This is a genomic window from Chryseobacterium piscicola, from assembly GCF_900156685.1.
Classification (GTDB): Bacteria; Bacteroidota; Bacteroidia; order Flavobacteriales; family Weeksellaceae; genus Chryseobacterium; species Chryseobacterium piscicola.
The window spans coordinates 21,881-46,145 of record NZ_FTOJ01000009.1 but is presented as its reverse complement, the minus strand read 5'-3'; the positions used below and the strand labels follow the sequence as shown (position 1 = coordinate 46,145).

Sequence of the window (24,265 nt, the reverse complement as noted above, 5' to 3'; positions counted from 1 at the left end):
TCTCCGTAATTTCTCATAATTCTTGATTTAACGCAAAGTCAAACAAAGAATTATACATTTTGACTGTTTTTTAATTTATACAAAGTCACTACCCTATCAAAGAAAAACAAATTATTTTAAATTATGATATATAACGAACAATCGTTAAAAAATTAGATACATACAGAACACTTTTAAACATAAAAAAAACCTGCTAAAGCAGGTTTTTATTCGTTATTTTTCTTTATCTATTAATTCATCTAAAGTTTCATCTTCCAATTTCGGATTTTCTTTTGGAGCGCCGAAAACGAATTTTAAGATTACTGGAACTGTGGTTACCAGTACGATAATTATGATAATGAATTCAAGCTTCTCTTTTAGATTGATTCCGAATTGATCCATGAATAATTTATCAAGATAATGCCCGGCAAAAATCAAACTGAAAGACCAAAGTATACCACCAATAATATTATCTCTGAGGAATGCTTTTTTATCCATATTTACAATACCAGCAACAATAGGCATAAATGTTCTTACAACGGGTAAAAATCTCGCCATGATTACTGCTAAGGCTCCATTTTTTTCGAAAAAATCGTGTGCCTGATAAAGATATTTCTTTTTAAATAAGAAAGTATCTTGTTTTTTATAAAGAGCAGGGCCAGTTTTTCTGCCAAACCAATATCCTACTTGATTACCCACAATTGCAGCTATTGCAACAGCTGTAGACAACAAAGTAGTATCTAAAAAATCACTTCCTGTAGAACCAAATGTTTTAGAAATAATATCTACTGCATAAATTCCGGATACGAATAGTAATGAATCTCCTGGTAAGAAAAAACCTACAAACAAGCCAGTTTCGGCAAAAATAATGAATAAGATAACCCAAAATCCACCCATGTTGATGTAAAATTCGGGATTTAATAAATCTCTCCAGCTATTGAAATCTTCCATAAATAATGATGATGAACAAAATTAAGCTTAATATAATTATGCTGAAAATATATTAGCATATTTTAACGTAAATGTAAACATGATATTTTATAATTCGAGATCATCGTCTGAAACCGCCGTACCATCTGCCATCAAAAATGCTTTAAGAAATGGGGTAATATTTCCGTTCATCACGGCATCAACATCTGAAGTTTCGTGGCCCGAGCGTACGTCTTTTACCAATTTGTAGGGATGCATTACGTAATTTCTGATTTGGCTTCCCCACTCTATTTTCATCTTACCTGCTTCAATTTCGTTTCTTGCTTTCAATCTTTCTTCCAATTCCATTTCATACAATCGGGATTTCAAGAGTTGCATCGCTTTTTCTTTATTTTGAAGCTGAGAACGAGATTCTGAGTTTTCAATGATAATTCCTGTAGGTGCGTGGCGAAGCCGAACTGCTGTTTCTACTTTGTTAACGTTTTGTCCACCAGCTCCTGAACTTCTCATGGTTTCAAATGAAATATCTGCAGGGTTGATATTAATTTCAATTGTATCATCCACCAAAGGATAAACGTAAACCGAAACAAAACTAGTATGTCGCTTTGCATTAGAATCAAAAGGAGAAATTCTCACCAAACGATGAACGCCATTTTCACCACGAAGGTAGCCGAAGGCAAACTCGCCATCAATTTCCATAGTCACGGTTTTTACACCTGCTACTTCCCCTTCCTGATAATTGAGTTCCCGAATTTTATAACCTTGCTTTTCTGACCACATATTGTACATTCTCATCAGCATTGCTGCCCAATCGCAACTTTCTGTACCACCAGCTCCGGCAGTTATTTGAAGTACGGCAGAAAGCTCATCTCCTTCATTGGATAACATATTTTTGAATTCAAGATTCTCAATTTTCTCCACTAAAAGAGGGAACGTATCATCTAGTTCCTTTTCAGAATCGGCATCTTCTTTTGCAAATTCTAGTAAAACCTGCAAATCTTCAAATTGCGAATTGATTTCTTCGTAATCTTCTACCCATTTTTTCTTAGAACGAAGTTGTTTCAAAAAAACCTCAGCTGTTTTAGGGTTATCCCAGAAATCTGGCGAAGCTGTCTTTTCGTCATCATTGGCTATCTCGATTTTCTTTTTATCAATTTGAAGATATTTTTGAAGATCTTCTATTCTTGACTGTATTTCTTTTATCTGGTCGTTGTTGATCAAAACATAAAAATTTGAATTGCAAATTTACGGATAAAATCACGACTATATATTGTAGATTTCTTCTAAAAAAAAATCAGACTTAGAAAATTTCCGAAGTCTGAATTAAGATGAATTTTTAAATCTAGCAAAAACACATTTCTATAAAAATTAATCTTTAATAATTTTATAAGAAGTCTGTTTTCCGCTTTTAAACCTTAAAACGAAATTGTAGGTTCCTTTTGCTAGTAACGAAAGGTTCAATTGAGATTTCGGTTGCATATCTTTTATTACTGGTCTACCTGCAAAATCTAAAATACTTACTGATAACAAATCTTTGATATCATCAAAATAGATTGCATCTGTGAAAGGATTGGGATAAATTGATGGTTTTTTTGCCAAGTTTGCATCAGAAACAGACAAAACTAGCCCTTGCGCAGAGATAGCAAATACGTTGATTACCGTGGCGGCAGTTGATGTTTTTTTTATGGTAACAGAGCTGATTATTTTAGATTGATTTGCAGCTGAAATCGCTAATGGAATTTGATAAATTCTAGGATTTGTTCCTCCACCATTTTCTAGGGTATTTGAAGATCTATTGATTCTTCCTATACCCTGAATGGCAAAATTATTACCATCATACCAATCTTGAAAATTTGTATTAGCAAAAACCTGATTTGTACCATCTTGGAAATTGATTGTAATTTCACCGCTGGACGCACCACTACCACTTACAGCCAAAACATAGAGTGTAGTTGCCGACGCCGGAACCGCAAGAGTAAGTGTTCCTGCATCATTAGCATTCGGAAGTCTTAGTGAATTATTCGCTGTATAAGGAGCCAATTGATAAGTTAAACCACTTGTGGCCGCTACAGCTGAGGTAACCAATCCGTTTTCGGGTAAACCGTAAGTGAGCGTTGCTGAGGAAGCCGTAAGTTTGAAATCTTTAGACATGTACGCAAAATTATCAGTGTCTTTATCCAAGCTTGCATTTGTGGATGTAAGAGCAGCACCTGTTCCGTTTGCAATAACATCTGCATTGAATCCCGAAAGTGAAAGCGTTTGGTAAGTTTGAGCAGCTGCAGTTGCAAAAGCTAAAACAAACCCAAAAGTAAGAAGTTGTTTTTTCATAGTTACAATATTTAGATTCATTTTTATTTTTGCTAATTCTACGATTACGAAAATGTATATTTTTAAAGACTTTATCTAATTTATATATTATAAATATTAAATTTTGATAGATAATAAATAGTCAATAAATACATCCCGTTAAAAAAAAGTATTCACTAAAAAAAGATATAGTAGACAAACAAATTTAATGTAAAAAAGCAAAGTAAAAAACATAAAAGATACTCATTTAATACTCTAAAGCTTAATTAAGTGCATTTTTATTAAAAAAAAATCATTTTTATAACAAATAAAATAATAATTAAAATTTAAAAATCATCAAGTAAATGATTTGTTTCATACCATAAGTTCATCACAAATAAGACAAAAAAAAAGATGATTAATAAATCATCTTTTTTAGATAGGTATAATTTTAATAGCTGCCAAAACAAGGAATTTGTAACAAAGTCTTTTTACTATAAAGAAATTCAGGCAACAAAAATGAACCATCAAAAACCATGGGATCTTTAGGAAAACCAGATTCAAAAACTTAATTCTGAAATCTTTATTTTAAAAAAATTCTTTATTTTATTCTCCCTCATTGTGCTGAAAACCTATTGCACGTCTTGGTTCATCTATAGCTTTATAAGAATCAAGTTCTACTTTCAAATCTTTAATTCTAAGCTGAAAATCTTCAAGATTATTAATAACAGCATCATCCAGAAACCGAGCTACTTGATCAAGATATTCCGGAGTTAACTTTGCTGCTGCTTCACGAAGCGCAGCAATAATAAGATTCTGATCAATAATTAATTTTTCGTTTCGGGTTTTTTGGTAGAGATTTTTAATTCTTTTTTTCAAACTTTGGCTAAAATCTATAACCATCGTATTACTAAAGGTTTTCATCCTTGCAGAAACCGTATCCCAAAAAGGGATTTTATCGGCTTTATTGTGTTTAAGAATTTTATAAAGTAAAGAATCTTCTTCAAGACCTTTGATCATAGAAAATAAAATAATCTCTGCTCTCTCGGCTGCATTGGGAGGAAAAACAGGAATTAAAACATCAAATCTTCCCGGAGCAAGAATTTCTTCATCAATTTCAGAAACAGAATTAGCAGAGCCAATCATCAAAAGGTTTTCAGAAGTAAATCTGCTGATATGATGAAGAATAACGTCTTGCGTTTCGAGATCACAAGTGGCAACGCTCTTTTCTGGATTTCGCTCCGTCATAATCTCGTCAAAATCTTCTAGAAACAATAAAACCTTTTCATTATTGAGCATTGTAAGCAGAAAATCATTAAAACTGGTTTTTTTACCATCTACAAATGAAGTAGAGAGATAATGTTTTTTGACTTCTTTAAATTGATAGGCAATGATTTGCGCAATTTTGCTTGCCCAGAAAATCTTCCCACTTCCCGGAGGTCCATATAGAATAATTCCTGCAGGTTTATGAATTCCCCAGTCTTTGATTTGCTGCGGATTCAAAAAAGGCTCTAAAACTCCTGAAATATAAAAAAACAAATCACGATAACCTATAAAGTCTCTTTTTTGAAGGCTCGTTTTACTTCCAAAATAATTGTACACAAATTGATAATTTCCACCCAACTTTTGATCAATCCCAAAACTAGAAACCGACGAGCGGAAAAAACCATTATCAAATATATTATCCCGTGATTCTTGGATTACTTTTTCTACATTCTCCTGAGGTTGTTTTATGATTTCTGCGATTTGCTGTGCAGATTTGTTTTCATCAAGATCTTTTTCATACTGACGTAGGAAATCTGAATTTTCACGGGCAAATTTCTCGAAATCTTTTTTAACATCAAAGTTGGTAAAAATACACTCCTCTAAATCAAGATCAAAATCCTGAATAAACCTTTTTATTGCTTCCGGAGATATATTAAGTTCGTGGGCAAGTTCTGTAAGCTTCATATTCAAATATACTAAATTTCGCATAAGCAAGCTTCAAAATTTAAGGTTTGAAATTTGATATTTAGAAAGCAGAAATCTGTTTTGCTGCCTCGCCCATTTATCGCTCGTCCTCCCATTCATTAGGCAAACAAAAAAAACAATGCATCAACGTTGTAACAATCGTGTGCCTTTTCCTACTATTTAAACATAAAGCAAAAATAAATATGGAAAAAATTTTATCAGTAAAAAATCTGACAAAAAAATTCAAAAGAGTCGTGGTGAACGGGATTTCTTTTGATGTGGAAAAAGGAAACGTCTACGGACTTCTTGGTCCCAACGGAAGCGGAAAATCTACCACTTTTGGAATGCTACTTTCCACCATCAATCCTACTTCTGGAGAATGGTATTGGTTTGGGGAAAAAGGTACAGATCCCGAAACATTGAAAAGAATTGGCGCCATCATTGAGCAGCCGAATTTTTACCCTTACCTGAGTGCCGAAAAAAACCTTAAAATCGTTGCTGAAATTAAAGGAACTCCATACAGCAGAATTGATGAAGTTTTACAGACTGTAGGACTTCTGGAAAGAAAAAAAGATGTTTTCAAAACATTTTCTTTAGGCATGAAACAACGTCTTTCTATTGCGTCTTCACTACTCAATAATCCTGAAGTATTGATTCTTGATGAGCCCACGAACGGACTGGATCCTGAAGGCATCATCCAAATCAGAGAAATTATTTCAAGTATTGCTACACAAGGCATCACCATCATTATTGCAAGTCATCTTTTAGATGAAATAGAAAAAATCTGCAGCCATGTAATTGTTTTGAAAGAAGGAACAGCCATCTATAGTGGAAGAGTAGACGAAATGACCAGCAGCAAAGGCTTCTTTGAGTTGAAAGCGGATAACAATACCGCACTTTTGCAGACACTTAAAGCTCTGGATTGGTTCAGTACAGTACAAATAGAAGGTGATTTTATAAAAGCCCATCTGCGTGATGACGCCTCGGTTTCAGCATCAATGCTCAATCAAAATCTTGCCGAGAAAGGCATTTACCTATCTCACCTTAGCAAGAAAAAACTTTCTCTTGAAACTCAATTCCTTGAACTTGTAAAAAACACAAAATAATCATGATAAGACTATTAAAACTTGAATTTTATAAAAACCTGAACTACATGCCGTTTAAGGTTTTCAGTATAATGTATTTTGCTATTTTGGTCGGTTTACTATTCATAGGGCTGGTAGATCTTAATCTTTGGGATGGTATGAAACTCAACCTTAAAGAACAAGGAATGTATGACTTCCCAGCAATATGGCATTTTACAACTTATTTTGTTGCTTTTCTTAAAATATTTTTAGGTTTAATTATTGTATTTTCCATCTGCCAAGAGTTTAGCAATAGAATGTTTAAGCAAAATACAATTGACGGACTGAGCAGAAAAGAGTTTATTGCTTCAAAACTTTTGACAACATTTATATTTACTTTAATCTCGACTATTATAATTTTTCTGATCACGTTTTGGCTTGGTAAAACCTATTCAAAAGTGACAGATTCTGAGTTGATTTTTAAGGAAATGTTTTTTATAGGTCATTATTTTCTGAAACTTTTCACATTTTTCACATTTTTACTATTTCTTTCTGTGTTGTTTAGAAAATCTATTTTTGTACTGCTCTTTTTATTCTTTTATTGGGTTGCCGAAAGTATCATTACACCACTTGAAAAATATATTCATATAAAAGATTTAAACATTAAAGAAAAGCTTGAAGCGGCACAAAATGACTTTTATATTTCTAATCTTTTCCCATTGGAAAGCATGTCTAATCTTATCCCTTCACCATTTATAAGAATGCGTATTGCAGAGGGAATGGGCTATAAATATCAATTTCATTACCCAACAGAAAGTGTTATTACATGCATTGTCTGGTGTATAATCTTTACCGCTGGATCTTACTTGATTTTAAAGAAAAGAGACTGGTAGATAGATTTTAATCTGAAATTTAAATTCGGAACTGATAAAAAAACAAAAGTGATTTATAAAAAGAATCACTTTTGTTTTTTTTATACTTTTATATAAAATTAAATCCGGTTGAAAACAAAATTCATTAATTATATAATCCTATTTTCAAGTATTACCATCCATATTTCGTGCTCAAAATCTCGAGAAAAAGTTACTATCTACCATCAAAATCAGGAAATTGGTATTGAAAAACCAAAATCAGATTTAGTAAAAACAACTCAGAAAGCACAAGAAGCTTTGAAATTTTGTAAGAAAAATAATTTCAATACAGATTTTGTTATTTTAATTGATATGAGTTTGCACTCTGGGGTTAAGCGTTTTTTTGTTTACAGTTATAAAAATAAAAAAATCATTCAGGAATATTTGGTTGGTCATGGCTGTGGAACGAATAGCTGGAGTGCAGATGACTCTAAGCAGGGTGCGAAATTCAGTAATTTAGACGGAAGCCATCTATCATCACTCGGAAAATATAGAATCGGCAAACGCGGAAGCAGCGAATGGGGCGTAAAAACAAAATATCTGATGCATGGTCTTGAAAACACCAATAACAATGCCCTAAAAAGAGTAATTGTTTTTCACTCTTGGGAGAGAATGAGTGATGATGAGATTTACCCAAAAGGATCGCCCGAAGGTTGGGGTTGCCCTACGGTTTCCAACAATTCATTTTTAAAAATTGACCCGTTGCTCAAAAACTCTTCAAAACCTGTTTTAATGTGGATTTACAAATAAAAAAGACCGCCTCTCGGCGGTCTACCCAAACACTTAAAACTATAAAAAAACCTTCTTATTGTTTATTTAGTAGAGAAATATAATCTCCATAGCCTTTATCTTTCATTTCCGCTTTGGGAACGAATTTCAGCGACGCTGAATTGATACAATATCTTAATCCTCCTTTATCTTTGGGGCCATCATCAAAAACATGTCCCAAATGAGCATTTCCTGTTTTACTTCTTACTTCAATCCTGTCCATTCCTGCAGAACGATCTAGTTTTTCATCGATAATTTTTTTTGTTATTGGCTTAGAAAAACTTGGCCACCCACAACCAGATTCAAATTTATCTGTTGAGATAAAAAGAGGTTCACCAGTAGTGATATCTACATAAATCCCTTCTCTTGTTTCGTCCCAATATTCATTTTCAAAAGGCATTTCTGTACCGTTTTCCTGGGTCACTCTGTATTGTTCAGAAGTCAGCTTCTCTTTCAAAACACTTTTATCTTGTTTCTGATATTTTACTGATTTTGCCGGAAGCGGGTTTGCATTTTTTGCCATTTCAAACAATCCCGGTTCTATGTGACAGTATCCTCCAGGGTTTTTCTCTAAATAATCTTGATGATAAGTTTCTGCACTGTAAAAATTTTTCAGAGGAATAGTTTCTACCACAACAGGTTTGCTGTAATTTTTAGCCAGATTTTCTACCTCAGATTTTATAATTGCTGCGGTTTCTTTATCTGTGGAATAAATCCCTGTACGGTACTGATTTCCTCTGTCATTACCCTGCTGATCTTTGCTTGTGGGATCAATTGTTTTAAAATAAAGATCTATAAGTAATTTTAATTCTACTTGTTGAGGATCGTATTTTACTTTTACCGTTTCAGCAAAACCTGTTGTATGACTAATTACTTCTTCATAGGTTGGGTTTTTCTTATTTCCGTTGGCGTAACCAACTTCTGTTTCCACGACCCCTCGAATTTGCTGAAAGAAATGCTCTGTTCCCCAAAAACATCCTCCGGCAAAATAAACCTCCTTCAGATTTTTATTCTCAATTTTTCCGTTGTTCTCTTTTTCTGTGAAGCTTTTCTGAGGCTTTACAGACTTTTCACATGAATTGGCGAAAGCTGTAATCCCCAAAACAAAAGCCACTAAAACCAATATGTTTTTCATTTTATTTTTATTGAACATTAATTTAATTTTTTATCATTTTTTTAAAACATCAAAACTGAGCAAATTTCAAGCAATTGATGCATAAACTTAAAAGATAATCTCTATTCGGTTTATATGAATCTACGAGATTATTGGGTTCTTGGATTTTTGAATTTTAATTTTTTTTAAAAAAAACTTTATTTTAATTTATAATGGTTCGGAATTAGTAATCCACTGCACAAAAATTATGTTTCTTAACTAAGTTTACGCCTTTCTATATCTTAAAAAACCGTGAGTTAATAAAAGTCTTTGTTTTACCTTGAAAAAAATTAAACAAGATGAGTAATAGCAGATATCTATATTCTAATTTTATTTAAATGCATAAACAAATAGGCAATTCTAAATATTCAGGTACAAAAAAAAATGAAACTGCTAACGCAAGCCTAATAATTAAAATAATTATTTTGAAAAATAATGAATTGTAAAACACGGCAAATGGTTGTCTTGAAAATGATATATTTGTAAAATTTTAAAAACTGAAAAAGTCTGAATTATGGGAAAGAAAAAATACAAAAAACAATTGTTGCGTTCTTTGAAATCACTTGGTGCATCCGAACACTATATCCTTGAAAGCATGACTAATCTAATGCTTTTGGGAGAGTTTAAGAAAAACAAAATTGAATTTAAAGATGGCGATACATTTAGTTTTAAAGACAATATTTTTGATTACAGCGAAGATAAAAACGTCCGAAAACTGGCTGTACTGAGAAGAAAGATGATGAAAACAATGAATAAAATAGTAGTTAAAAACAAATTTAAAGACAAGGAAATTAAGTTTTTAAGCTAGTTTTAATAAAAAAAAATAAATTGTTTTTTTACAAATAAACCAAAAAAGTCCCGAAAATTTCGGGACTTTTTTTTACTTATGAGAATAATATTATTTCTTCGCTTTTTCTTTCAGCTCTTCCTTATCTTTATCTGAAGGATTCCAAACTTTCACTTCGGCATTTTTGTCTATTCCTGATAAAATCTGAACGTTAATTCCGTCGCTTGCACCTAAGTTTACATTCACTTTTTTGAAAGAACCGTCTTTTTGTTTTACTTCAACAAAAGGTACATCTTTTCCGTTTTTCTTATCGTACTGTATTAAAGATTCATCCAAAAGCAATGCGTTTTTCTTTGAACTCAAAACAATTTCTCCGTTCGCAGAGAATCCTGCTCTGATGTATTCATTATTTGGATTGTTTACATCGCCTTCTACCGGGAACTTTATCGTTCCGTTATTATCTTTTCCTTTTGGAGCGATCATGGTTAATCTTCCTGGGAAAGTTTTATTCTGCAAAGCACCGATAACGATTTTCATATCCATTCCTTGCTTCAATTTTCCAGCCTGAGCTTCATCAATTTCCCCTTGAAAAATCAATGAATTTAAATCTGCAATCGAACAGATTGTGGTTCCTGCATTAAATGAATTCGCTTCAATTACCTGACTTCCCACTTTCACAGGAACTTCAAGTACTGTACCAGCGGCCTTAGACCGGATTTGCGTGGTTGCTAAGCCCTGTAATTCAGGAATTGCACCTGTTTTCACAATCTGTAAAGATTTTTGAGCCGTCACGAGTTGCTGATTCGCATTTCTGAGAGCCTGTTGCTGTGTGTAAAGCTGCTGTTGAGCCGTCAAATATTCCTGTTTTGAAATTACACCCTGCTTGAAGAGTTTTTCCGTCATTCCAAACTGAGTCTGTGCATTAGAAAGATTCATCTTTGCATTGCTGATCTGTAGCTGAGAATTCTGAACATTCTGCTGTGCACTATTCACCTCGGCAATATTCGGAATAATTCTTACTGTAGCAATTAACTGTCCGGCTTCTACCCTGTCGCCTTCATCTACAAGAATTTTATCAATAATTCCGGCAATATTGGGTTTTATTTCAATTTCTTCTTTTGGAATAATTTTTCCGGTAGCCATTACCTTATCTTCCATATTTTGAACGGTAGGTTTCCGCGTGAGAAAAGCCTCACTTTCTTTAGAATTTGATTTTACCAGATAGCTGATTCCCGAAATTAATGCAACCGCAAACAAAAGCCCAAGAACAATATAGATGGCTTTTTTCCAAGTGAACTTCTTTTTCATATATAGTTTATTTTTTTATTCTTAAATTTATTTTTATTCTGACCTCAAAGCCTCAATCGGTTTTATTTTCACTGCTCTCTGTGCCGGGATCATGCCTATTATAAGGCCTAAAACAATCATTATTCCCATCGCACCAAAAACTTCAGAATAATTAACACTCGGGTTATAGAAAGGAAAACTGTCCTGATTTTTTGTAAGTATATCAATAATCATCAGCAGCAGTATCCCAAAAATAAAACCCAGTAAACCGGAAGCTAAGGTGATCACGACACTTTCCAGTAAAATCTGGTTTCTCACTTCAGAAGGTTTTGCTCCTAAGGCTCTTCTAATTCCTATTTCTTTGGTTCGCTCTGTTACGGTAATCAAAAGAATATTTGAAATAGCAATGACTCCGGCAATAATCGTAAGAGTCCCCACGATGATGGTTAATAGCTGCATACCGGTAAGAAATCCGGTCACTTTTTCGAACATTTTTCCCAGATTAAAACTTCCAAATGCATTGGTATCCTCGGGTGAAACATTGTTTTTCTTTTTAAGCTCCGTTTTTGCGAGATCTTCCACCACAGCCAAATCTGCATCAGCCTTACTTACCACGGCAAAAAAATCTACTTTGTCTCCATCATTAAAAATTTTTGTAAAAGTAGAAAGTGGGATAAATGCTGTGGTGTCGTTGTTGTTAGGACCTCCTGCCTGCGCCATTTTGTATACACCAATCACATTAAAAAACAGCCCTTTGATATTGATGGATTTTCCGATGGGGTCTTCCTTCTTTTTAGCATCAAAAAAATTTTTGTAAATTCCTTCGCCAATCACAACGACGTTTTTATTTCCTGTGATATCAGCATCATTCAAATAACGTCCGAAGATGAGTTTTTTCTCTGAAATTTTATTTCCCACAGGATAATCTCCTGTTAAAGTGTAGACTGCTGTTTTTCCGTTCCTGCTCATCTGTTCGCCAGGATTTCCAAAACTTCCTCTGGAGTTTTGTGGAGAAATATAATCAATCTGCGGAATTCTTTTCTGAAGCAAATCCATATCGGGAAGATGAAGGCTCACCTCCCTTCCTTTCGGAAATCCGTTGTATGGAATTGAAGTATTCTGCGCCCACATAAAAATAGAATTGGTGGCAAAACCAGAAAAAAGTTTATCAAAACCATTTTCCAAACCTTTCGCAGCGCCCAAAAGACTTACAAACAGAAACATCCCCCAACCCACACCAATCATGGTAAGAAATGTACGGAGTTTATTATTCTTCAAAGAGTAATAAATTTCCTGCCAGGTATCTTTTTTAAATAAAATATTCACTTTTATTAAGTTATGAGGTATTAATTATGAGTTATAAGTTAATTTATTTTTCGTTTTTAAATTATCTCATTTTCAAATTTTCAAATTAAATTATTCTGTACGTAAAGCTTCTATGGGTCTTATTTTTGAAGCTCTGTAAGCAGGGATAAAACCTGCAATCAATCCGGAAATCACAAGACTTACAAATGCCGCAAAAATAAGTCCCCAGCCTACACTTGGATCTTTAATAAAATATTTTTCCAGACTGTCACCAATGAGTTCTAAAGTTAAAACACCAACTCCTACTCCCACAAATCCGGAAATTACTGTAATTACAATACTTTCCTGCATAATTAAGGATACAATACTTCTCGGTTTGGCTCCTATGGCCTTTCTAACGCCTATTTCTTTGGTACGTTCTTTTACTATGTAGACCATAATGTTACTGATCCCGATAATACCGGCGAGCAAAGTTCCCATCCCAATAAATCCTACAATAATTGTAATCATAAAGAGGAAAGTGAAAGAATCCTGTAACCCTTCTGCGCGGTTATTAACTCCCACTGCATTTTGGTCGTCTGGAGAAACTTTTTTACGGGCTCTCAGTTCTTTTTCCAAATCTTTACCGTACTCAATTGCTTGTTTAGGTTCCATTTTTTCATCGTAAGCAATAAATACAGTACTCAGCGTGTCTGAACCTTTTTTCACTTGTTGAAGGGTGGAAATAGGAACACTGATCATTCTTTCGTCAAAATCACCACCATCATCACTGAAAACACCAATCACTTTGAAAATACTTCCATTAACTTCCAGCTCTTTCCCTACAGGATCACCATTTTTTATTAAATCCCGCTGTACCATTCTTCCGATTACGGCAACATATTGGTTGTTTTCGATATCTCTTTTAGAAATGAATCTTCCGTTCATTAACTTTCTGTTCTCAATGAAAGACTCTTCATCGTTAGCTCCTGAAATTTGATAACTGCCACTTTCCTTTCCATATTTTACCAAAAAATTGGTTGAATATCTCGGCGTTGAATATTGTACCTTTTCGGGTTGAGATTTGATAAGAGCATCATAATCCGAATTATTAAGCGTCACATCACGGTCAGCCTGCAAACCTCCATACGCAAGGTTGGCACGGCCTGTAAAAATGGTAATAAGATTTTGCGCATCTCTTGTAAAACCTTGCTGAAATGCGTTTTGAAGACCATTTCCAATACCGAAAAGAACTATAAAAATATACAGTCCCAGAGCTACGGTAAAGCCCGAAAGAACCGTCCGCAATACATTACTGCGAATAGAACTGAATATTTCCTGCCAACGGTCTAGATCAAACATTTTTTCTTTATTAAATGATTAAGAAACTTAAAGATTAAAATTTAATGACTCTAAATTTTCAATTGATTTTATTTTAAAATTAAAGCACAATCTGTTTTATAAACTCATCGCTTTCAATAATTCCGTCTCTTAAAATAACGTTTCTCTTTGTTTGTGCTGCCACATCATTTTCGTGGGTTACAACGATGATGGTTCTGCCTTCGTTGTTGATATCTTGCAGCAGTTTCATAATATCATGGGTGGTTTTGGAGTCTAATGCTCCTGTTGGCTCATCTGCCAAAACTACTTTAGGATTAGTAATCAAAGCCCTTGCAATAGCAACTCTCTGTTTTTGCCCACCAGACAGCTCGTTTGGTAAATGATTTGCCCATTGTGCCAACCCTACTTTTTCCAGATATTCCATAGCTCGCTGATTACGCTCTTTTCTGGGAACATTTTGATAATACAAAGGAAGCGCAACATTATCTAAAGCCGTTTTGTAACCAATCAAATTAAACGATTGGAAGACAAAGCCTAAAAATTTCGAGCGGTATTCTGCCGCTTTTATTTCATTAAGATGCTCAATAGGAATTCCGTCTAGATTGTAAATACCACTGTCTTTCTCATCCAAAATCCCGATGATATTCAGTAAAGTAGATTTCCCGGACCCCGAACTTCCCATAATAGAGACGAATTCTCCTTCAGAAATTGTAAGATTAATTCCCTTCAGCACGTGAAGTTTACTTTTTCCTGTATCGTATGATTTATGTAAATCTTGAATTACTAACATCGAGTGATCATTGTTTTTGTACCCAATAAGTAGTAGACAGAAAAGATTTGTTACAAATACTGCAATTAATTAGAAAAAAAGATATGTTTGATGTTTAAATAAATGATTTTCAAATAATTATATAAAACTGTTTAATTATACAGCTCATACAAATAGTTTTTAAAAACCATAAAGCACTCAAAACCAATAACAGAGCGACTTTGAGGTAATTGTGGAAAACTTTTCCCACTATACCACAAAGAATTAAGCATTTCCTCTTTTAAAATAAGGCTTTGTTGACTAACTTTGTGCTTTGTAGAAGAGATACGAAGTAAAGAAATAAAAGTGGGAAAATCAAGACACAAAACACTAAAAACCAAAGCATTACTTTGTTTCAATTTTATTCACAAGAAATAATTAAAGTCAATTTAATACAATTACAACCGTTTCAGATATGGGAATTTTCGATAAAAGAGTAAGCTACAAGCCATTTGAGTATCCTGAGGTCCTTCAGTTTACAGAAGCCATCAACAAATCTTTCTGGGTACACTCGGAAGTAGATTTCACGGCAGACGTGCAGGATTTTCAGTCGCAGCTGGAGCCGCACGAAAAAAATGCGGTAAAAAATGCACTTTTGGCGATTGCCCAAATTGAAGTTTCGGTAAAGTCTTTTTGGGGAAACCTTTACAATCACCTACCAAAACCAGAATTGAATGGTTTGGGATCTACATTTGCAGAATGTGAATTCCGTCATTCTGAAGCGTACTCCCGTTTATTGGAAGTTTTGGGATATAACGAAGAATTCACCCACGTTGTGGAAGTTCCTGCGTTGAAAAAAAGAATTGATTTCTTATCCAACGTGCTGAAACACGCCAATTCGGCTACGCCAAAAGAATATGTTTCCTCTTTGCTTTTATTCAGTATTTTGATTGAGAATGTATCTTTGTTCTCGCAGTTTGCCATTATTTTATCATTTACAAGATTCAAAGGTTTCCTGAAAAATGTTTCCAATATTATTGCGTGGACGTCTATTGATGAGCAGATTCACGCGAATGGCGGAATTTATCTGATCAATAAAATCCGTGAAGAGCAGCCGGATCTTTTGACTGATTCTGATATCGAAGATATTTACACCTTAGTAGATCAGTCTATCGAGCTTGAAGGAGAAATTCTTGACTGGATCTTTGAATTGGGCGAACTGGATAAATTCTCTAAACAGGATTTGATCAATTTTATGAAATACCGTGTTGACGAAAGTTTGGTTAAAATCAACATGGAAAAACGTTACAATACCACCGCAGAACAATACAGCCCGATGAAATGGTTTGAAGAGGAAGTTTTTGCTAATTCTATGGATGATTTCTTCGCAAAAAGACCAGTGGATTATACGAAGCACGATAAGAGTATTACAGCGAATGATCTTTTCTAGATTTTAGATTTTAGATTTTTTGGGCGCCTATTTCCGCCTTCCACTCCCGCTTTTTTGTTTTTTTCACCCTCTAACTCCCTAAAGGGAGAACCAAAAAAAACAAAAAGAGCTCCGTTCAAGTCGGGGCGCAAGGTGGTTAAGTTACAAAGGATGTTCCCAATGAGACAACAAGTGTTTTTATTAAAAAAATTACTGAAAAGCTGAGCCCTGCTAAATTAAAATGAAAAAAAAATCCGATTTATTGGCTTTGGACATCAATAGGAACGGGCTTTAGCCCGTTTTATAAGAAAAGAAGTTCATTTGGCTTTAGCCAAAACTTATCAACAGATTGCTTGGTTCCTCGCAAGGATTGATTTCAGAAGTAAAGAAAGACAAACCGTCGTTTTAGCCCTGATTGCAGCGGCATCCTTTTTTGGGATTGCGATGGCAGAAAAGTGAAAATGATAAAATAACGTTGTTCGCAATTACAAAAAAGATACAGCGGAAAGCAGGTACACAAGTGAGGAGAAAGACCACATTTTCTGCTCCTAAAAAATAACAAAACAATGTACTCGATACATTTTACAATATAAAAAATGGAAGATAAAAACAACAATATCTGGTGGCTCAACGAAGAATCTGAGCAAATGCTGAACAGAGGTTACCTTTTGAAAGGTGAAACTGTAGACGGTGCAATCGACAGAATCACCACTGCCGCAGCAAAAAAACTATATAAACCCGAACTGCAGCCGGCTTTCAAGGAGATGATAATGAAAGGATGGATCAGTTTTTCTTCTCCTGTTTGGGCGAATATGGGAACACAGAGAGGTCTTCCAATCTCTTGTTTCAATGTGCATATTCCGGATAGTATTGAAGGTATTACTCACAAAATGGGTGAAGTAATCATGCAGACGAAAATCGGGGGCGGAACTTCAGGATATTTCGGGGAACTTCGTAACAGAGGAACTGCGGTAACCGATAACGGAAAATCTTCGGGAGCGGTTTCGTTTATGAAATTGTTTGACACTTCTATGGATGTGGTTTCTCAAGGTGGCGTGAGAAGAGGTGCTTTTGCAGCGTATCTTGATGTGGATCACGGCGATATTGAAGAGTTTTTATCAATTAAAGACATCGGAAGCCCGATTCAGAACCTTTTTACCGGAATCTGCGTACCTGATTACTGGATGCAGGATATGATTGACGGTGATGCCGACAAGCGAAAAATCTGGGCAAGAGTATTGGAAAGCCGTCAGCAAAAAGGTCTTCCGTACATTTTCTTTACAGATAACGTCAACAGAAACAAACCTCAGGTTTATAAAGATCTTGGATTAACGATTAATGCAAGTAATCTTTGTTCGGAAATCATGCTTCCGTCTACAAGAGAAGAATCTTTCATCTGCTGTCTGTCTTCTATGAACTTAGAATTATATGACGAGTGGAAGGATACGAATGCTGTACAATTGGCAATCTATTTCCTTGATGCTGTTTTATCTGAATTTATTGAAAAAACTGAAGGAAATTATTACCTGCAAGGAGCAAGAGACTTCGCAATGCGTCACAGAGCGCTTGGATTAGGTGTTTTGGGTTACCACTCTTATCTTCAGAAAAATATGATTCCTTTTGAGAGTTTTGAGGCTACGCAGTTTAATGCAAGAGCTTTCAAACACATCAGAGCGCAGGCGGATATTGCATCCAAAGAATTGGCAAACATCTACGGTGAACCAGAAATCTTAAAAGGTTACGGAATGAGAAATACAACCGTAATGGCTATTGCGCCTACCACTTCTAGTTCAGCGATTTTGGGACAGACTTCTCCAGGAATTGAGCCTTTTGCATCAAATTACTACAAAGCTGGCTTAGCAAAAGGAAACTTCATGCGTAAGAATAAATACTTGGCTAAATTGTTGGAAGAAAAAGGTCTTGACAATGAAGAAACATGGAGAACGATTATGCTAAATCACGGTTCTGTACAGCATTTAGCTGAACTCACTGACGAAGAAAAAGCAGTATTCAAGACATTCAAAGAAATTTCTCCTATGGAGATTATTTCTCAGGCTGCACAAAGACAGCAATATATTGATCAGGCTCAGTCTCTGAACTTACAGATTCCGTCTACGATGCCTGTGAAAGATGTAAATTACCTTTACATTGAAGCTTGGAAAAAAGGGGTGAAAACTTTGTACTACCAAAGAAGTTCTTCTGTTTCTAAGGAAATGATGGTGAATTTTGTGAGCTGCTCGGCTTGTGAAGCTTAGGTTTTAAGAGCCAAGTTTTGGCTGTGAGAAAACGTTAATAAACCGTGGAAATTATTTTCTGCGGTTTTTTTTGTTTAAACGCGAAATTCACAAAGTTTTTTTAAAATGTTTGAAAATATTTTTCGTTCGCAAAGACGTAAACTAAGCAAAGAAATACGATGTATCATTATGCTCGATAACTCAAAATATTTAAATCAAAAAAGTAAAATAAACTTTACATATTGTAAAATATTCTTTACATTTGTTTGATTAAAATTTACAAATATGAATACATTACAACTTTTCCCGAACCGTTTTAAAATAATCGGGTGGTTTATTTTTATTCCGTCACTTATTTTGGGATTGATTTCTATTTCGGGAGTGATGGATTTTCAAATCTCTCTGCCTGTTATCTATAATTCAGGATTTCTCAGTGATGAAAACCAGGGCTTTTTCAAAACTGCTGAGATTGATTTATTTCCGAATTTATTTGGTCTTCTCATCATCATGGGCGGAATTCTGGTTGGATTTTCTAAAGAAAAAATTGAAGATGAATATATTTCAAGTCTGCGTCTAAAATCAGTTTTCTGGAGTCTGATCGTCTCCTACTCTATTGTTTTTATTTTATTTGTTACCGTTTTCGGAAGTCTGTTTCTTACCGTCATGATTCTTATTATGTTTCTGCCTTTGGTTTTGTATGTTTTCAGATTTAATTATTTACTACAACAGAAATGAAAAATACCATTAAAATAGAAAGAGCTTTAAAAGGTATCACACAGGAAGACTTAGCCAAAATAATCAACGTTTCGCGACAAACAATCAACGCTATGGAAGCAGGAAAATATGTTCCTTCAACCGTTTTGGCTTTGAAGATTGCGAGATATTTTGGTAAAAATGTGGAAGATATTTTTGAGTTGGAGGATGGGGATTGAAATCTTTTACCAAAACTAAATATCACTTTGAAATTTGTTTCCCCCAGCCCTAAAGGGTGCAAATTTCAATTCGCGTTTCGGCATTTCAAGAAAATATTACTTAAATGACAGAATTTTCTTATCAAAAATCCTCCCTTTAGGGCTGGGGTAAAGATTTTTGATTTGCACAGACTTCGCTAGAAATTTGTTTACCCCAGCCCTAAAGGGTGCAAATTTCAATTCGCGTTTCGGCATTTCAAGAAAACATTACTTAAATGACAGAATTTTCTTATCAAAAACCCTCCCTTTAGGGTTGGGGTAAAGATTTTTGATTTGCACAGTTCGCTAGAAATTTGTTTCCCCAGCCCTAAAGGGTGCAAATTTCAATTCATAGTTTAGCATCTTAACGAAAACATTACTTAAATGACAGAATTTTCTTATCAAAAATCCTCCCTTTAGGGTTGGGGTAAAGATTTTTGATTTGCAGGAAATCTCTAAAACAAAATTTTGTCCATGAAATTTGTTTACCCCAGCCCTAAAGGGTGCAAATTTCAATTCATGGTTTGGTATCTTAACGAAAACATTATTTAAATGACAGAATTTCTTATCAAAAATCCTCCCTTTAGGGCTGGGGTAAAGATTTTTGATTTGCAGGAAATCTCTAAAACAAAATTTTGTCCATGAAATTTGTTTACCCCAGCCCTAAAGGGTGCAAATTTCAATTCGCGTTTCGGCATTTCAAGAAAACATTACTTAAAAGACAGAATTTTCTTATCAAAAATCCTCCCTTTAGGGCTGGGGTAAAGATTTTTGATTTGCACAGACTTCGCTAGAAATTTGTTCCCCCAGCTCTAAAGGGTGCAAATTTCAATTCATGGTTTGATATCTTAACGAAAACATTACTTAAAAGACATAATTTTCTTATCAAAAATCCTCCCTTTAGGGTTGGGGTAAAGATTTTTGATTTGCAGGAAATCTCTAAAACAAAATTTTGTCCATGAAATTTGTTTACCCCAGCCCTAAAGGGTGCAAATTTCAATTCATGGTTTGGTATCTTAACGAAAACATTATTTAAATGACAGAATTTCTTATCAAAATTCCTCCCTTTAGGGCTGGGGTAAAGATTTTTGATTTGCAGGAAATCTTTAAAACAAAATTTTGTCCATGAAATTTGTTTACCCCAGCCCTAAAGGGTGCAAATTTCAATTCGCGTTTCGGCATTTCAAGAAAACATTATTTAAATGACATAATTTTCTTATCAAAAATCCTCCCTTTAGGGTTGGGGTAAAGATTTTTGATTTGCACAGACTTCGCTAGAAATTTGTTCCCCCAGCCCTAAAGGGAGCAAATTTCAATTCATGGTTTGGTATCTTAATGAAAACATTACTTAAATGACAAAATTTTCTTATCAAAAATCCACCCTTTAGGGTTGGGGTAAAGATTTTTGATTTCCGAAAAATTTAGTAGTTTTAATAAAAATCACAAATGAAAAAATTTAAACCAAACTATGAGGAAGGAATGTGGAAAGGTGCTCCAAGAAGTTCTTTTAGCAAAGCTAAATCATTACGAATAAACGAAACTGATGCGGAAAAGATTCTTTGGGAAAGACTTAGAAACAACCAACTGAAAGGTTATAAATTCAGAAGACAGCATCCTATCAGCTTATATATTGCTGATTTTTATTGTCATAAATTAAAGTTAGTCGTAGAAATTGACGGCGAATATCATAATCTTCAAGAACAAATAGAAAAGGATAAAGAAAGAACTGAGATTTTAGAAAAGAATGGATTAACATTAATTAGATTTACTAATCAAGAAATTCACGAAAATTTAGATGAAGTTATTTCTACAATAACTTTAAAAGCAGATGAAATACTCTCTTTTCAAAATTCAAATGAATCACAGTAATTTATTTATATTTGTTTGAATATAATCCTTTCCATAATTCTTAAAATTAAACCCAATGAAATTCGGACAAGTAGAAGACCCTTCAAAAGTAGATTTTACGCTACCAAAAGACCATTCGAGAACCAAAGAAATTTTAAAGCAAAATAAAAAAGGCCTTGAAAACATCTCCATCGGATGTGCGAAATGGAATAAAACAGACTTGAAAGGGTTCTATCCAAAAGGGACGAAGGACGAATTGGGCTACTATTCTACCCAATTTAATTCAATTGAATTAAACGCAACTTTCTATAGTTTACCATCATCAGAACAGGTTTTAACATGGAAAGAAAAAACGCCAGCAGAATTTAAGTTTTTCCCGAAAATTACCAATACGGTTTCTCACTTCAGAAGGCTTTTGAATATTGATGACGTGGTGACTCAGTTTGCAACCGCAGTTTTGAATTTTGATGAAAAATTGGGAATGGTTTTCTTACAACTTCATGATAATTTTAAACCAAAAGATTACGAAAGACTACAACAGTTTGTAAATAAATGGCCCAAAGAAGTTCCTTTAGCAATAGAACTTAGAAATACTGAATGGTTTATTGATGAAGAGATTTTTGATAAAGTTTGCCAACTATTTGAGGATAACAACATCACCAACATCATCGTAGATACTGCCGGAAGAAGAGATATGCTTCACATGAGACTTACGACTCCAAATGCCTTCATAAGATACGTTGGAGCCAATGCAGAAAGTGATTATGAAAGATTAGATGACTGGCTAAAACTCCTTACTGTTTGGAAAAAAAAAGGTTTACAAAATCTATACTTCTTCGTTCATCAAAATCTTGAAAAAGCTTCGCCGCTGCTTTCTTCGTACCTCATCAAAAACATCAACGAAGAATGGAAAACTGAAATACATATCCCGGTAATGGGGCAAGAAAATACACCGACTTTATTTTAATTTTTTTTTCGTAAAATGAGTATGAGATTCAAAAAAATCAAAAGTAAATTCAAGGTTACCCAGATTGCAGAAAACCTAGTTTCGTAGCTGTAAGCCTCAATATTTTTTTTGGCTCTTTCTGATAATTTCTCACTCTGATTGATGTAATTCTGAATTTCAACAATTTGATCAATATTTTTATTCGGTACAGAATGTTGGGAAAAATAAACCATGTTTTTCTTTCCAAGATATCCTGCAACCCAATATTCATCTGAGTTTTTCATACCCAAATGTTCAACTCTGTAATATTCTGGACGAATTTTTCCGACATGAATGGTTTCCAAATTGGGTGCAGAATTATTCTTATTTATTTTAACCAAATAAAAATCCAGCGTTTGGGGAGTTTTATTGATGAGCTGAAACGAAACAGAATCTTTTATGATGCCAATTGTACTTTTTTTCACAAACCAATAGGTAAATATGGATATCGAAAAAACCAAGCTCAACACACGAAACAGTTTGGCAAGCTTATCTGCCTTTCCACTTTTTATTTTTGAAAGGAAAAGCGAAAGTACAAGAAGCACAAAAACGAGTGAAAGTATAAAACCCATGAGGCAAAGATAAGGATTGATTAACTAAACGGCGTTATTTTGTATTTAAACCAACAAAAGAACATCCTAAAATTAAATTATTTTTTTTTAAAAAAATTAATCAACATTCCATTCTTTGTAAAATTGATCGAGAAACGAAAGCATAAACTGATGTCTTTCTACTGCTATTTTTTTCCCTTCCGCGGTGTTCATTAAATCTTTTAGCAGCAATAGTTTTTCATAAAAATGATTGATGGTTGTGCCGTTAGATTTTTTGTATTCTTCCTTAGACATATTGAGTTTTGGTTCTATATCGGGATGGTACATTACATTATTTTTAAAACCTCCAAAATTAAACGTTCTCGCTACTCCTATAGCACCAATAGCATCAATTCTGTCGGCATCTTGTACAATTTTGAGCTCGATTGGTAAGTTTTGGGGAGCTTCTTCTCTATTTTTAAAAGAAATATTCTTAATTACAAACAAAACTTGCTGAATAACGTTTTCGTGAACCTTTAAGCTTTGTAGTAATTCTCTTGAAATTTTCAAGGCTAAAGTTTCGTCCCCATCATGAAATTTTGGGTCAGCAATATCGTGTAATAGAGCAGATAGTTCTACAACTTCTAAATTACAGTTTTCTGTTTGCGCAATTTTTTTTGAAAGTTTCCAAACTCTTTCTATATGAAACCAATCGTGACCAGCTTCTGCGCCTTCTAGTTTTTGTTTTACAAATTGGATTGTGCTTTCTATTGGATTACTCATTTTAAAATTATAAATTATTTACTTACGGAAAACGCTCAGTCAAAAAAAAGATTTTTCTTCATTCATGCCTAGGTATTTATTCGTTTTTAATTAAATAGAAAACCACAGCTAAATTTCCAAACAAAAAGGAATTACCCCTATTCAACCTCATTTATAACAATATTCCAAAGATTTTCATGATAGCTTCTAAAATAATTAACATGTCCTATTTTACCTTTTTCAGACTCTGAAGATTTAAGAATTCTGAATTTAGGTTTTAAATTGGGATAAGTATCGTTGAGTAGACTTTTCACTCCTTTTTCAGTTAACCAAACATCATCTTCAGCATATAACACGAAAACATTTTGATCTAAATCTCTCGAAAAATCGCTTGTTTTATTTAATAGTTTATTAGTGGATTTCTTGTTCAAAATTAAGGTTCTCCAGTCATAAGCGCAATTTTTTGGAAGACTTTCTCCAAGACCAAACCAATTGGCGGGGAAATAGCCCATAAGCTCTGTAAAAAAGGGTTGTGCAAATCCGAAACCTAAGAAAGCTTCGATTTTTGTTTTCCATTTTAGGTTTCCGATATAGGCATTTTGGGTTGCAACGAATATAAATTTCTCGAATATTTTAGAACCTTCATTCATCCCAACAATCAAAGCTCCTACAGAATGTCCTAAGCAATATTTCTGATGACTTGGAAAATTTTCAACAATAAAATCTGTAACTAATCTAAAATCTTGTGATCCCCAAGATTTCATTGATGCTTTACATTTTTTTGGGTAAGCGGGTTTAGACAAACCAATTCCTTCGTAATCATAGGTTATTACCGTGAAGCCGTTTCTCCTAAAATATGCTGCAAAAGAAAAATAAATTTGCTGGCGAACGCCCGTAGCAGAATTAATGAGTAACAACTTTTTGCGGTCATTTTCTGGTTTGAATAAATGTAAACAAATTTTCGCCCCGTTTTTTTCATTTGTAAAATAGTGTCTTTCCATTTTATAAAAAATTCACCTTAAAGATGAAAAATATTGTT

At 34.0% G+C, this 24,265-nt stretch carries 22 protein-coding genes; 10 read left to right on the top strand and 12 right to left on the bottom strand.

Annotated features, from left to right (window positions below):
• Window positions 1-213: 213 nt before the first annotated feature.
• The 4 genes from BW939_RS12980 to BW939_RS12965 form a co-directional block, all read right to left on the bottom strand.
• Entirely contained in the window at window positions 214-930 is a 717-nt protein-coding gene (locus BW939_RS12980; protein ID WP_076452445.1) for a DedA family protein, read from the bottom strand.
• Between the two features lie 87 nt (window positions 931-1,017).
• Window positions 1,018-2,130: a peptide chain release factor 2 gene (gene prfB / locus BW939_RS12975; RefSeq protein WP_076452444.1), complete on the bottom strand. Its 1,113-nt coding sequence runs from the start codon at window positions 2,128-2,130 to the stop codon at window positions 1,018-1,020.
• Between the two features lie 147 nt (window positions 2,131-2,277).
• The gene (locus BW939_RS12970) at window positions 2,278-3,237 is read right to left on the bottom strand and encodes a T9SS type A sorting domain-containing protein (RefSeq protein ID WP_159439274.1); all 960 of its coding nucleotides are present in this window, start codon (window positions 3,235-3,237) and stop codon (window positions 2,278-2,280) included.
• 564 nt (window positions 3,238-3,801) lie between these two features.
• Window positions 3,802-5,169: an AAA family ATPase gene (locus BW939_RS12965; protein WP_228417241.1), complete on the bottom strand. Its 1,368-nt coding sequence runs from the start codon at window positions 5,167-5,169 to the stop codon at window positions 3,802-3,804.
• A gap of 179 nt (window positions 5,170-5,348) precedes the next feature.
• On the opposite strand from BW939_RS12965, the gene BW939_RS12960 reads away from it, so the two are divergent.
• From BW939_RS12960 to BW939_RS12950, 3 genes are all read left to right on the top strand, one after another.
• A complete protein-coding gene (locus BW939_RS12960; protein WP_076452441.1) occupies window positions 5,349-6,251 on the top strand; it encodes an ABC transporter ATP-binding protein in 903 nt (300 codons plus the stop codon).
• Window positions 6,252-6,253: 2 nt separating this feature from the next.
• Window positions 6,254-7,102, top strand: coding sequence for an ABC transporter permease subunit (locus tag BW939_RS12955; RefSeq protein WP_076452440.1), 849 nt, complete (start codon window positions 6,254-6,256; stop codon window positions 7,100-7,102).
• Between the two features lie 108 nt (window positions 7,103-7,210).
• Window positions 7,211-7,870: a murein L,D-transpeptidase catalytic domain-containing protein gene (locus tag BW939_RS12950; protein ID WP_228417239.1), complete on the top strand. Its 660-nt coding sequence runs from the start codon at window positions 7,211-7,213 to the stop codon at window positions 7,868-7,870.
• A 55-nt stretch (window positions 7,871-7,925) separates the two neighbouring features.
• Here BW939_RS12950 and msrB read toward each other — a convergent pair whose 3' ends face one another.
• A complete protein-coding gene (gene msrB / locus BW939_RS12945) occupies window positions 7,926-9,023 on the bottom strand; it encodes a peptide-methionine (R)-S-oxide reductase MsrB (protein WP_076452538.1) in 1,098 nt (365 codons plus the stop codon).
• Between the two features lie 532 nt (window positions 9,024-9,555).
• Between msrB and BW939_RS12940 the strand changes: the two genes are divergently transcribed.
• Window positions 9,556-9,849: a hypothetical protein gene (locus BW939_RS12940; RefSeq protein ID WP_076452439.1), complete on the top strand. Its 294-nt coding sequence runs from the start codon at window positions 9,556-9,558 to the stop codon at window positions 9,847-9,849.
• A 90-nt stretch (window positions 9,850-9,939) separates the two neighbouring features.
• On the opposite strand, the gene BW939_RS12935 is transcribed toward BW939_RS12940, so the two are convergent.
• The 4 genes from BW939_RS12935 to BW939_RS12920 all read right to left on the bottom strand — a co-directional run bounded on the left by BW939_RS12935 (window position 9,940) and on the right by BW939_RS12920 (window position 14,530).
• Window positions 9,940-11,136, bottom strand: coding sequence for an efflux RND transporter periplasmic adaptor subunit (locus tag BW939_RS12935; RefSeq protein WP_076452438.1), 1,197 nt, complete (start codon window positions 11,134-11,136; stop codon window positions 9,940-9,942).
• 33 nt (window positions 11,137-11,169) lie between these two features.
• Window positions 11,170-12,441: an ABC transporter permease gene (locus tag BW939_RS12930; RefSeq protein WP_076452437.1), complete on the bottom strand. Its 1,272-nt coding sequence runs from the start codon at window positions 12,439-12,441 to the stop codon at window positions 11,170-11,172.
• A 90-nt stretch (window positions 12,442-12,531) separates the two neighbouring features.
• Entirely contained in the window at window positions 12,532-13,761 is a 1,230-nt protein-coding gene (locus BW939_RS12925; protein WP_076452436.1) for an ABC transporter permease, read from the bottom strand.
• 79 nt (window positions 13,762-13,840) lie between these two features.
• A complete protein-coding gene (locus BW939_RS12920; RefSeq protein WP_076452435.1) occupies window positions 13,841-14,530 on the bottom strand; it encodes an ABC transporter ATP-binding protein in 690 nt (229 codons plus the stop codon).
• 433 nt (window positions 14,531-14,963) lie between these two features.
• Here BW939_RS12920 and BW939_RS12915 point away from each other — a divergent pair, with 433 nt between their 5' ends.
• From BW939_RS12915 to BW939_RS12885, 6 genes are all read left to right on the top strand, one after another.
• Window positions 14,964-15,938, top strand: coding sequence for a ribonucleotide-diphosphate reductase subunit beta (locus BW939_RS12915; protein WP_076452434.1), 975 nt, complete (start codon window positions 14,964-14,966; stop codon window positions 15,936-15,938).
• A gap of 575 nt (window positions 15,939-16,513) precedes the next feature.
• Window positions 16,514-18,172: a ribonucleoside-diphosphate reductase subunit alpha gene (locus tag BW939_RS12910; protein WP_076452433.1), complete on the top strand. Its 1,659-nt coding sequence runs from the start codon at window positions 16,514-16,516 to the stop codon at window positions 18,170-18,172.
• A gap of 264 nt (window positions 18,173-18,436) precedes the next feature.
• Window positions 18,437-18,886 carry a hypothetical protein gene (locus BW939_RS12905; RefSeq protein WP_076452432.1) on the top strand — a complete coding sequence of 150 codons (450 nt, stop codon included), beginning with the start codon at window positions 18,437-18,439 and terminating at the stop codon, window positions 18,884-18,886.
• The gene (locus BW939_RS12900) at window positions 18,883-19,083 is read left to right on the top strand and encodes a helix-turn-helix transcriptional regulator (protein ID WP_076452431.1); all 201 of its coding nucleotides are present in this window, start codon (window positions 18,883-18,885) and stop codon (window positions 19,081-19,083) included. Before BW939_RS12905 ends, BW939_RS12900 begins: the two co-directional genes overlap by 4 nt.
• A 1,464-nt stretch (window positions 19,084-20,547) precedes the next feature.
• Window positions 20,548-20,970 (top strand): endonuclease domain-containing protein, encoded by a 423-nt coding sequence (locus BW939_RS12890; RefSeq protein ID WP_076452429.1) that lies wholly within the window; start codon window positions 20,548-20,550, stop codon window positions 20,968-20,970.
• Between the two features lie 55 nt (window positions 20,971-21,025).
• Window positions 21,026-21,916: a DUF72 domain-containing protein gene (locus BW939_RS12885; RefSeq protein ID WP_076452428.1), complete on the top strand. Its 891-nt coding sequence runs from the start codon at window positions 21,026-21,028 to the stop codon at window positions 21,914-21,916.
• On the opposite strand, the gene BW939_RS12880 is transcribed toward BW939_RS12885, so the two are convergent.
• From BW939_RS12880 to BW939_RS12870, 3 genes are all read right to left on the bottom strand, one after another.
• A complete protein-coding gene (locus BW939_RS12880) occupies window positions 21,913-22,506 on the bottom strand; it encodes a hypothetical protein (protein ID WP_084566658.1) in 594 nt (197 codons plus the stop codon). The genes BW939_RS12885 and BW939_RS12880 overlap by 4 nt on opposite strands.
• A 96-nt stretch (window positions 22,507-22,602) precedes the next feature.
• Window positions 22,603-23,247, bottom strand: coding sequence for an HD domain-containing protein (locus BW939_RS12875; RefSeq protein ID WP_076452427.1), 645 nt, complete (start codon window positions 23,245-23,247; stop codon window positions 22,603-22,605).
• Window positions 23,248-23,384: 137 nt separating this feature from the next.
• Window positions 23,385-24,227 (bottom strand): alpha/beta hydrolase family protein, encoded by an 843-nt coding sequence (locus BW939_RS12870; protein ID WP_076452426.1) that lies wholly within the window; start codon window positions 24,225-24,227, stop codon window positions 23,385-23,387.
• Between the last annotated feature and the right edge of the window lie 38 nt (window positions 24,228-24,265).

What these genes read in the sequence shown, in the direction of transcription:
- BW939_RS12980 (WP_076452445.1), bottom strand. Translation starts at nt 930, where the DNA reads ATGGAAGATTTCAATAGCTGGAGAGATTTATTAAATCCCGAATTTTAC.
- BW939_RS12970 (WP_159439274.1), bottom strand. Translation starts at nt 3,237, where the DNA reads ATGAAAAAACAACTTCTTACTTTTGGGTTTGTTTTAGCTTTTGCAACT.
- BW939_RS12965 (WP_228417241.1), bottom strand. Translation starts at nt 5,169, where the DNA reads ATGCGAAATTTAGTATATTTGAATATGAAGCTTACAGAACTTGCCCAC.
- BW939_RS12960 (WP_076452441.1), top strand. Translation starts at nt 5,349, where the DNA reads ATGGAAAAAATTTTATCAGTAAAAAATCTGACAAAAAAATTCAAAAGA.
- BW939_RS12955 (WP_076452440.1), top strand. Translation starts at nt 6,254, where the DNA reads ATGATAAGACTATTAAAACTTGAATTTTATAAAAACCTGAACTACATG.
- msrB (WP_076452538.1), bottom strand. Translation starts at nt 9,023, where the DNA reads ATGAAAAACATATTGGTTTTAGTGGCTTTTGTTTTGGGGATTACAGCT.
- BW939_RS12940 (WP_076452439.1), top strand. Translation starts at nt 9,556, where the DNA reads ATGGGAAAGAAAAAATACAAAAAACAATTGTTGCGTTCTTTGAAATCA.
- BW939_RS12935 (WP_076452438.1), bottom strand. Translation starts at nt 11,136, where the DNA reads ATGAAAAAGAAGTTCACTTGGAAAAAAGCCATCTATATTGTTCTTGGG.
- BW939_RS12925 (WP_076452436.1), bottom strand. Translation starts at nt 13,761, where the DNA reads ATGTTTGATCTAGACCGTTGGCAGGAAATATTCAGTTCTATTCGCAGT.
- BW939_RS12920 (WP_076452435.1), bottom strand. Translation starts at nt 14,530, where the DNA reads ATGTTAGTAATTCAAGATTTACATAAATCATACGATACAGGAAAAAGT.
- BW939_RS12915 (WP_076452434.1), top strand. Translation starts at nt 14,964, where the DNA reads ATGGGAATTTTCGATAAAAGAGTAAGCTACAAGCCATTTGAGTATCCT.
- BW939_RS12910 (WP_076452433.1), top strand. Translation starts at nt 16,514, where the DNA reads ATGGAAGATAAAAACAACAATATCTGGTGGCTCAACGAAGAATCTGAG.
- BW939_RS12905 (WP_076452432.1), top strand. Translation starts at nt 18,437, where the DNA reads ATGAATACATTACAACTTTTCCCGAACCGTTTTAAAATAATCGGGTGG.
- BW939_RS12900 (WP_076452431.1), top strand. Translation starts at nt 18,883, where the DNA reads ATGAAAAATACCATTAAAATAGAAAGAGCTTTAAAAGGTATCACACAG.
- BW939_RS12890 (WP_076452429.1), top strand. Translation starts at nt 20,548, where the DNA reads ATGAAAAAATTTAAACCAAACTATGAGGAAGGAATGTGGAAAGGTGCT.
- BW939_RS12885 (WP_076452428.1), top strand. Translation starts at nt 21,026, where the DNA reads ATGAAATTCGGACAAGTAGAAGACCCTTCAAAAGTAGATTTTACGCTA.
- BW939_RS12880 (WP_084566658.1), bottom strand. Translation starts at nt 22,506, where the DNA reads ATGGGTTTTATACTTTCACTCGTTTTTGTGCTTCTTGTACTTTCGCTT.
- BW939_RS12875 (WP_076452427.1), bottom strand. Translation starts at nt 23,247, where the DNA reads ATGAGTAATCCAATAGAAAGCACAATCCAATTTGTAAAACAAAAACTA.
- BW939_RS12870 (WP_076452426.1), bottom strand. Translation starts at nt 24,227, where the DNA reads ATGGAAAGACACTATTTTACAAATGAAAAAAACGGGGCGAAAATTTGT.